The organism is Chamaesiphon sp. OTE_20_metabat_361 (genome assembly GCF_031364565.1).
This window is the reverse complement of sequence record NZ_JANLWO010000170.1, coordinates 1-9254: the sequence shown is the minus strand read 5'-3', so window position 1 is coordinate 9254 and position 9254 is coordinate 1. Positions and strand designations below refer to the sequence as shown.

Below are 9254 nucleotides of genomic sequence, written 5' to 3'. Positions count from 1 at the left end.
TGCTGGCGATAAAAGGCTTGAAGATCTGTCCCCGTCAAACCAGTTAAGGTTTGAGCGGTGGGGAAAATCGTAAACGGGTGATTTTGAGGGTAAATCGTCTGCTGGAATTTTCGCCGCGCCACGCTATTGGGGCTATCTAGTTCGAGTTTGAGACTTGTCAGCGCCCGTTGACGGCTGAGTTCAAATTTCTGGGCGGGGAAGTTGGCATTTTGGACGACATCGCCTAATGTTTGCAACAGGATCGGTAAATCTTTAGACAAAGCATTTCCACCCAAGCCCACGCCTTCGCGACTAGCCGCAAAACCCAGTCCCGCACCGCGATTTTCCAGTGTTTTGGAGATCGTCAGGGCGGTTTGAGTTTTGGTTCCGCTCATCAAATTTGCCGCAGTCAGCGAGGCTAATCCGGCTTTGTCTGGCGTATCATATTCCGTCCCCGCTTGAATATTCCCCGTCAAAGTTACCGTCGGCGTACTCGAATCAGGCAGTAAAAATACCCGCAATCCATTGGCGAGCTTCACCTCTTGGGGTAAGGATTGAGCCTGACTTGCGGTATCGGGGTCGAGTGGAGGGAGATATTTCGCGAGTTCACTGGGGTCTACCGGGGCACCTGGCGTGAAATTCTCGGCGGTTTTGCCGCCGCTAGCTGGTGCTGCGGCTTTATCAGTAATTTGGGTCGGTTCAAAAAAGCCGATCGTTTTGAGTTTTGGCTGGAGATATTTTTTGGCGACTCGTTGAACGTCGGCAGTAGTGACGCGTTCGACGCCAGCGAGGTACTTGTCGGTAAATTGATAGTCGCCAGTGGTTGTTTGGTCGTTACCGAGCTGTCTGGCTTGAGCGTTGATATCGCGATTGCTCAGCAGGTAGCCAGCTTTGAGCTGGGCTTTGGCGCGGGCGATTTCGCCAGCGGTGACGCCTTTAGTTTGGAGGAGTTTGATTTCTTTATCGATCGTCGCTTCGAGCTTCGGTAGCGATTTACCGACTTCGACGATTGAGGAAATCTCATACCAGCCACCTGCTGCGAGATTGGCGGCACCACCATCTAAGCTAGTGGCGATGCCTGTTTCGACGATCGATTGATACATCCGCGAGCTGCGTCCTTCGGTGAGGACATAATTCATCACATCGATCGCGGGGACGTCGGGATGATTAGCATCCGGTACTGGATACGTCTCGATCGCGATTTGGGTACTACCGGGTTCTTTGAGGGTAATCCGCTGGTTGGGTTTGATGGTTGTTGCCGTAATTGTCGGCTTGGCAACTTTTAATTCGCGACGCGGTACTTTGCCCAGCGTCTGCTGCACTTTTGCCATCAAACTGGGAGTATCGAAGTCGCCTACCACCACTAATGTGGCGTTATTGGGTGCATAGTATGAATCATAATAAGACCGTACCTGCTCGACGGTAAATTTCTCGACATCGGCTTTAGTACCGCCAACCGTCAAACCATAAGGACTATTGGGAAAAGCCGCGCGTTTGACAAGTCGATCGAGTCGATAAGCAGGGCTATTTTCATAGCCTTGGAGTTCCGAAATTACCACCCGCTTTTCACCAGTCAGTTTCTCAGTATCGATCGTCGAATTCTGCATTCGATCGGCTTCTAATGTCAATAAACTCGTAAGCTTATTCTTCTCCACCGTCCCAAAATAAGCCGTCTGATCGTAACTGGTAAAAGCATTAAAATTACTACCTAAAGCTGCAAATAATCGCCCGAATTGAATCGGACGATCTTTGGTGCCTTTAAATAACATATGCTCTAATTGGTGAGCGATTCCATTCACCCCCTGAGCTTCATTCCGCGAACCAATTTTATAAAAAACCTGCACCGTCACAACTGGAGCGTTACGCACTTCTTTAGTTAAGACTGTCAGCCCATTTTCCAAGACTGTCTTCCGAACACTTGCGGTCAAAGTAGTAGGCTGATTTGTAGGTATAGTTGGTGACTTACTCTGCTGCGATCCGGGTTGTTTGGCTAGTTCGGAGCTGACATTCGATTCAGCGATAACACTACTGTTTGGTGGCGTAGACATGGCAACCTGTGGCGATACCAAGATCGCACTCACACAGACGCTAAACAACAGTATTCCAAACCGATACCGTCGCCAAGCTACCCACAAATCTCTAATTTTCAACATCTTTCCTGAATATCTATAATTGAGGCACTAACTGACAGTCTTCATTCGTAGCGTGGCATTGCTGATTTAAGGTATGATTTGCCCTCACCCCGCCAGATCCTTCGGTTCTGGCTCCCCTCTGTCTTGTCGTTTTTTTATTCGGGGGGTCCCCCCGAATGAAAACGCCGCTCCCAAGCTTGGGAGCGACCCAAATCGCGCTGAGGTTCCCTCAGCGTGCGTTTGGGTCAAGACAGAGGGGTTGGGGGTGAGGGCAAGATCTATGCTTCATACTCCAATTCAGCAACGCCCGTAGCGTAATTAAATACTAACCTACCATCTGATTTTCTTGACGGAGATAGGCTTCGATAAATTCATCGATTTCACCATTCATCACATCAGTAACGGCAGTTGTTTCTACACTCGTGCGGAGATCCTTCACCATTTGATAGGGATGAAAGACATAATTGCGGATTTGTTGACCCCAAGCAGCTTCAACGATATCGCCGCGAATTTCGGCGATTTCTTTAGTTTTTTGTTCTTGAGCGATAATTAGTAACTTCGCTTTGAGAATCACTAAGGCTTTCTCTTTGTTTTGAAGCTGACTGCGCTCTTGAGTACAGCGCACAGCAACCCCCGTAGGCTTGTGGACGATCCGCACGGCTGTTTCTACCTTATTCACGTTTTGACCGCCTTTACCGCCCGCACGGGTGGTGGTGATGTCCAAATCGGTGTCGGGGATGTCGAGCTGCACAGAATTGTCAATCAGTGGCATCACTTCCACACCCGCGAAACTCGTCTGGCGTTTGTCATTGGCATTAAATGGCGAAATTCTCACCAGGCGGTGAGTGCCTTTTTCACTGCGAAGATAACCGTAAGCGTACTTACCTTCGATTTCCAGGGTAGCGGATTTTAGTCCGGCTTCTTCTCCTTCGGAGATCTCGGCAAGCTGGACTTTGTAGTTGCGATCCTCCGCCCAACGGGTGTACATCCGCAAGAGCATTTCAGCCCAATCCTGGGCATCTGTGCCCCCAGCACCAGCGTTAATCGTAAGTATTGCCCCCTTCGCATCATAGGTTCCTGATAGTAACTGTTCTAATTCCCATCGATCGAGTTCTACACCGACTTGGGAAAGGTTTTGTTGGGCTTCTCGTTCTAGTGCTTCATCAGGTTCGAGTTCTAGCAATTCTAACGCGGTTCGAGCGTCGGCGATGCTGCTTTGCCAGTGCCGAAATTGTGCTAGGTGAGACTTGTACTCGTTGAGTTCTTGCATGGCAGCTTGAGCCACCGTTTGGTTCTCCCAAAACTCTGGCTGAGCGGCTACTTGCTCCAAGTCTTGAATCTTGGCTGTCAGTGCCGGGATGTCAAAGATATTCCTGGGTCTTGCCCAGGCGATCGGTCAGGATGTTAATATCGCGTTTGATGTCTACTGTGTCGATCATTCTTTAGTGGATAGTGGATAGTGGATAGTGGATAGTGCATAGGGTGGGCACTGCCCACCATCTAGGTTCTAGTTGGTAGGGTGGGCACTGCCCACCAGCTAGGATCGAGGCTGTCGGAGAGGTAATTATTAATTACTAATTAATAATTATCGAACCACCCCATGCTAGAGAGTGCGGGCGTAGTCTTCGAGGATGTCCATCAATCTGGCTTGAGATGTGACGGGGATGAGATTGAGTAGGGGCATTTTTTGTCTGCCGCCACCGAGATCGATCGAGATATTAGTAAGGATCTCGGTGAGTTTATCGCCAGTCAAACCACTAATTAACAATGGAAAAACTTGTTCGGCTAATGTGGTGTGGAGTTTAGCATCTTTGAGATAAAGGTGCCACTTCGCAACATCGATGTAGACTTTATCGCCGATTTCTGCTGCTAATTCTTCGATTTGTTGATTGCTAGCCATGATAATTTGGGGATTAGTTGGCAATAGTAAAGGTGCAACTGGATCGATAGTGGGAATGCCCACATTCCGGCGATCCTTAGTTAGCTATTAGACTTTGGCGAGTAATCGGCAATTGTGAAGATGTATAGAGCATGTCCGAACAGGACTGATGCCCAGATACTAGTCACCCAGACAGCCCAGCTCCAGTTTGCTTTTTGAAAGATGTCAAAAAACCACAGTCCAGAGTTGGATGCTGAGAACAGGGCGACATGAAATGCAAATGTCATTCGATCGTCTAATTTACGATATTCGGGGTCGTTTCGATCGGGTTCGCGCGGCCAACGGGGAGGCATAGTTTAGGTTTTAGGTTTTAGGTTTTGGGCTTTAGGGTCAGCCTTTAGTGGGATGGGAATAATAAAAAGAGGGACTAGCCCTCTCTTTATTTTAGCCACTAAGAATCAAAATGGATTTAGGCTTCAGCAGTTGCTTCTTCTACTACTACGTCTTCCTCAATAGCAGAGGGAATTTCTTCTTCTACTAAATCGACTACTTCTTCTTCTACTGCGGGCGGAATCTCGATCGATTCTAAGGGTTGACCGGAAGCTTTAGCTAGCAACATCTCACGATATTTAGCGGCCATTTCATCGGCCATTTCATACACGCGATCGCGATTTTTGATCATGTCGCCCGGTTCTGGCTCTAGTTGCTTGGTAGATAGCGAGATCCGTCCGCGCTCGGCATCGAGATCGATGATCATTACTTTGACTTCATCATTGACATTGAACACGCTGTGCGGCGTGTCGATGTGGTCGTGTGAAATCTCGGAAATGTGCAGCAGTCCGCTGACGCCACCGATATCGATGAATGCACCGTAAGGTTTGATGCCGCGTACCGAACCGATCACGACTTCGCCGACTTCGAGGCGATTCATCTTACGTTCGACTAGGGCGCGACGGTGGCTCAATACCAGACGGTTGCGATCTTCGTCTACTTCTAAGAACTTGAGGGGAAGTTCTTCGTTTACTAATTCTTCTTTCGCTTTGCGGGTGCTGATGTGCGAACCGGGAATAAATCCGCGCAGTCCTTCAATGCGGACTAGGGCACCACCACGGTTGGTCGCAAATACTTGCGATCGCACGGTCGCATCTTCGGCTTGAAGCTGGCGTACCCGCTCCCACGCCCGCATGTATTCGATCCGGCGGATGGAGAGAGTGAGTTGCCCGTCTTCATTTTCATCGGTGAGGATGAAAAATTCGCGAGTTTCGTTAGACTGGAGTACTTCTTCAGGTTGATCGACACGGTTGATCGACATCTCCTGAATGGGAATATATGCCGCAGTTTTCGCGCCAATGTCAATCAGAGCGCCCCGTGGCTCCAGGCTGAATACGGTACCAGCAACGACATCGCCAGGGCTAAAGTGGTAATCGTATTTATCGAGTAATGCTGCGAAATCGTCGAGGGTGAAGCCGATATCTGCTGTTTTCTGACTGGCCATGCAATATTATAGTTTATCCTAGTGGTGTTCTCTTCCGTATTAATCCGCCTCCTATCGATGTACGCGCACGTTGACTAAAGTAATTCAGTTAATAATGTGTCGCTTACACCTACATATCTCTATCCGTCTCAACTGAGAACGTTGAAGAGTTAATATTTAGAGTCCAAACATCGTATTTTAGCACACGATCGGGCGACTTTTCATCCTCAATGTTCGATCGATCGCTTCACCTACCCAAAAATTGACATCGATTAATATTCAAAATCGTCAGTCAGATCCCGGCGTTCCAATCTTCTCACGCGCCGATTTAACAATCTATTTTTGCGTTGCATCTCTGACAATTCAAAATTTAGATCGTCAGCATAATTTCTCAGCGGTGTAAATCCATCCCGCACGATGAGCATAATTGACGCTTCGATACTACCGATGCGGTTTCGGAAGTCAACTATATCTTCCCGCAAAGCATTGTCATTTTGCTTCATAGCAACAATATCCTGCTTGAGTTCGCCGACATCTTGCTTGAGGACACCGACATCTTGCTTGAGGAGGACAATATCTTGTTGCATTGCGCCCATCCCTTGCTGCATTACTCCCATCCCTTGCAAGACCAAGCTTAACTGGTTTTCAATGCGATCGAGTTTTTCTTCGGACATGATTGAGTTCCCGAACCAATTCTAATTGACGATATTATAATTCATCGTAGCTAATTAGTCGATCGAAAACGACAAAGGTAGAGACAAAAACGCTGTCCCTACCTTTATCGTCTAGCTACAAGCCATTCAACCAAAAACTGATTTTATAAGATCTCGAAAGAATTGACATTCAAGACCTTACCAATCATCGCCAGCGTCATGACATCATCGTTTAACGTCCCTTGCACCTTGACGTGCAATCCCACTTCGCGTAGATCGCGAGGACAGTCTAACAACTCGTAAGTAGTCCCATCTTCAGTTACCAATGCCCATGCACCAGTACCAAACCCTTTATGCTCAATGCCACCAATCACCGTAATCATACTGTTTGAGAATCTCCTCTCGCCGCAAATCTAGCTAAACCAAAACATAACAATCCATTCACGATTAAGAAACCGCGAGCAATGCCTCCGTCACCTAACAACCACACATTGGGAGCGACTACCGCACTTACCAACACGCAGGATGCTACACCCAAACTAGTGCCAACTGCAAACCATTTTCCAGCAGGAACCGACCAGCAGACCACTAGTAATACTAGCGGAATTAGGACACTTGCGAACATTGGATTGAGCATACTGTCACCAGAAATTGCATTCCCGAGTTCGGGAATCGAACTGCCTAAGAGACGGAAGGGTGCTTGGGGCAGATCGAATATATACAGTCCCTTGAGGAAAAACAACCCACTGCTCCCAGCAATCATCCCACTAAAGAGGGGGAAACTAAAGGGTAGATAGTTCCGAATCAAGAAGGCGAGTAGGTACGATCCCAGCACCATGGCGATTTTTGGCACCAGTGCGATCGCGCCACCATCGATCCAGAAGCGGAGGTTGAGATAACCATTATCGCGCAACCAGCGGAAGAAATCATTGAAGGTGATTTTACCTTTTTGGGCGAGTTTGACGGCAGCAGCAGCGTCTAAGTTGCCCGCTCCGTAGAAGTTTTGCGGATCTTGCTCGATTTTGCGAACCGACTGTTGGAGCACGGCAAATACTTCTTCGGGTGCTGTAACGCCTGTCGATTTAATCAGTGCGGCGACGCCAGCAACGTGGGGAGCTGCCATACTCGTACCTTGGAACCCAGCGATAATCGGCTGGTTGGTACTGGGATCGACGGTTTCTTGCCAGATCTTGCTGCCATGTCCGCCACCAGGAGCGGCGATATCTACCCCTGCGCCGTAGTTAGAAAATTCGGCGCGTTCGCCTTGAGCATCGGTGGCGGCGACGCCAATCACCCGCGCATAGCGGGCGGGATAGGATGCCGAATTATTGTTTTCATTCCCAGCGGCGGCGATAATTACTACGCCTTTGTTGTAGGCATATTCGATCGCGTCTTTCATGACTTGGCTCTCACCACCACCACCGAGGCTCATGTTGATCACATCAGCTTTGTTATCGGCAGCAAATCTAATTGCCTCGGAAATGTCGCTAATCGTCCCACCACCGCCACCAGATAAGACCTTCAGGGGCATGATTTGGGCTTCATAGGCAACTCCGGCTACACCGTAGTTATTGTTGGTAGATTGGGCGACAGTGCCCGCTACGTGAGTGCCATGTCCATTGTCGTCGTCAGCATCAACCTTATCGTTGACAAAATCATACCCAGCGACAAATTCAGTCTGAGCTAAGTCGGGAACCTTGCTGACGCCAGTATCGATAATCGCCACGACAACACCTTTACCGCGATTTTCTTCCCAGGCTTGCTCGGCATGGATGCTATGCAAATGCCACTGCTTGCTGTATTGGGGGTCGTTGGGGGCGACGGTGGCACGATAGATATAGTTAGGCTCGATCGCTTCGACATCCTGAATCAGATCGGATGCCCGCAATTTGTCGAGCAATGTGCGATCGCCTTTGACAGTATACGTCTGCTCGGCTTGAGAAAATTGACTATTGAGCCGTGGCGCGAGTTGATATTGCCTGTTCAATACTTGCAATTGCCGATCGATTTCGGTAGCTGCAATATCTTCTTTGAAGTCGATAACTAGTGAGTCAAACTCGCCTGTGGTTGCCAATCCTTGGAAATTAGAGATGGCGAACCCTATGCCCAGACAGAACAGGCACAAGATTAACAGTTTCCGCATACTCAGCGATCGCGCTTACGCTTAAATGAATATCCCTAGCATAACTGAACATTTTGGTTTTCGCCGTGATTTAGATGGGAGTTGGGAGTTGGGAGTTGGGAGTTAGAAGATTTGAGGGGTTAGAGATTAGAGATTGGAGATTACAGACTGAACTGACATCAAAATTCACACACCCTCCTACCAACTCCCATCTTCACTATCTCCCATCTCCCCACTCCCATCTCCCCACTCCCATCTCCCCACTCCCATCTCCCATCTCCAACCCCCAAACCAACTGCATAATCTTCTCAACCGTCTCAAAATAATCTACATCCATGCCTTGCTTTTGATATAGCTCGGCGGCGGCGATATAATTTTCGACAGCGACGCGGTTGTTGCCCAATTGATGATAAGCAAAAGCGCGACGGGTGTAAGCGTCGGCATCGGCGGGGTTGAGGGCGATCGCGCGATCGTAGTCTTTTAGCCCGCTTTGGCAGTTTCGTAATTCGCATAGTGCTAAGCCACGTCCGACGTAGATGGCGGAAATATTCGGGTTGAGGATCGCAGCAATATCAAAGTCCGATTTTGCGCCTTGCCAATTGCGAAGGACGTTGCGGACACTGCCCCGATGCAGGTAAGCTTCAGGATGTTTGGGATCGATCGAGATCGCGCGGGTGTAGTCAGCTTCGGCTCCTTGCCAGTCTTTGGTGAGGCTACGGGCGATCCCCCGCCGAAAATAGATTTCCTTAAATTGAGGATCGATCTCTAAGGCACGATTGTAATCGGCGATCGCGTTTTGATAGTCGCCTGTTTGGGATTTTTCCTGAGCAGTAATAAAAAAATCGTCGGCGGTAGGCGACGACGATAGCGGCTGCGGTGGCTTTGGCTCGATTTCAACGTTGAGTTGACTGGCAATTTGCGTGAATGTATTCATGGGAATCGCTAGCCCACTGACTGGCTTGACGCGATTCTCCAGGGGAGAGGCTACGCCAACGCGATTGGCACTGACAGTTGT

Annotated in this window: 9 protein-coding genes; all 9 read right to left on the bottom strand. The window is 48.9% G+C overall.

The genetic code is table 11. The features are described 5' to 3' along the window. On the bottom strand, nucleotides 1-2132 hold a 2132-nt coding region (locus tag RMO35_RS04725; protein WP_309738921.1), incomplete at its 3' end, for an insulinase family protein. A gap of 304 nt (nucleotides 2133-2436) precedes the next feature. Continuing rightward, a protein-coding gene (prfB, locus tag RMO35_RS04720) for a peptide chain release factor 2 (RefSeq protein ID WP_309738919.1) occupies nucleotides 2437-3550 on the bottom strand; the annotation gives its coding sequence in 2 pieces (ribosomal slippage) (nucleotides 2437-3474 and nucleotides 3476-3550; 1113 coding nt in all). Between the two features lie 164 nt (nucleotides 3551-3714). Then, the gene (locus RMO35_RS04715) at nucleotides 3715-4011 is read right to left on the bottom strand and encodes a DUF3181 family protein (protein WP_396135005.1); all 297 of its coding nucleotides are present in this window, start codon (nucleotides 4009-4011) and stop codon (nucleotides 3715-3717) included. Nucleotides 4012-4091: 80 nt separating this feature from the next. Further along, nucleotides 4092-4343, bottom strand: coding sequence for a 2TM domain-containing protein (locus RMO35_RS04710; RefSeq protein ID WP_309738916.1), 252 nt, complete (start codon nucleotides 4341-4343; stop codon nucleotides 4092-4094). A 116-nt stretch (nucleotides 4344-4459) separates the two neighbouring features. Further along, nucleotides 4460-5485 carry a 30S ribosomal protein S1 gene (locus tag RMO35_RS04705; RefSeq protein ID WP_309738915.1) on the bottom strand — a complete coding sequence of 342 codons (1026 nt, stop codon included), beginning with the start codon at nucleotides 5483-5485 and terminating at the stop codon, nucleotides 4460-4462. 251 nt (nucleotides 5486-5736) lie between these two features. Further along, a complete protein-coding gene (locus tag RMO35_RS04700) occupies nucleotides 5737-6138 on the bottom strand; it encodes a hypothetical protein (protein ID WP_309738914.1) in 402 nt (133 codons plus the stop codon). A gap of 143 nt (nucleotides 6139-6281) precedes the next feature. Next, nucleotides 6282-6500 (bottom strand): DUF5818 domain-containing protein, encoded by a 219-nt coding sequence (locus RMO35_RS04695; protein ID WP_309738913.1) that lies wholly within the window; start codon nucleotides 6498-6500, stop codon nucleotides 6282-6284. Further along, nucleotides 6497-8260, bottom strand: coding sequence for a S8 family peptidase (locus RMO35_RS04690; RefSeq protein WP_309738911.1), 1764 nt, complete (start codon nucleotides 8258-8260; stop codon nucleotides 6497-6499). The genes RMO35_RS04695 and RMO35_RS04690 overlap by 4 nt, the downstream gene beginning before the upstream one ends. Nucleotides 8261-8456: 196 nt before the next feature. Beyond that, nucleotides 8457-9254 (bottom strand): tetratricopeptide repeat protein (locus RMO35_RS04685; protein WP_309738910.1); only part of this gene is annotated, 798 nt, incomplete at its 5' end.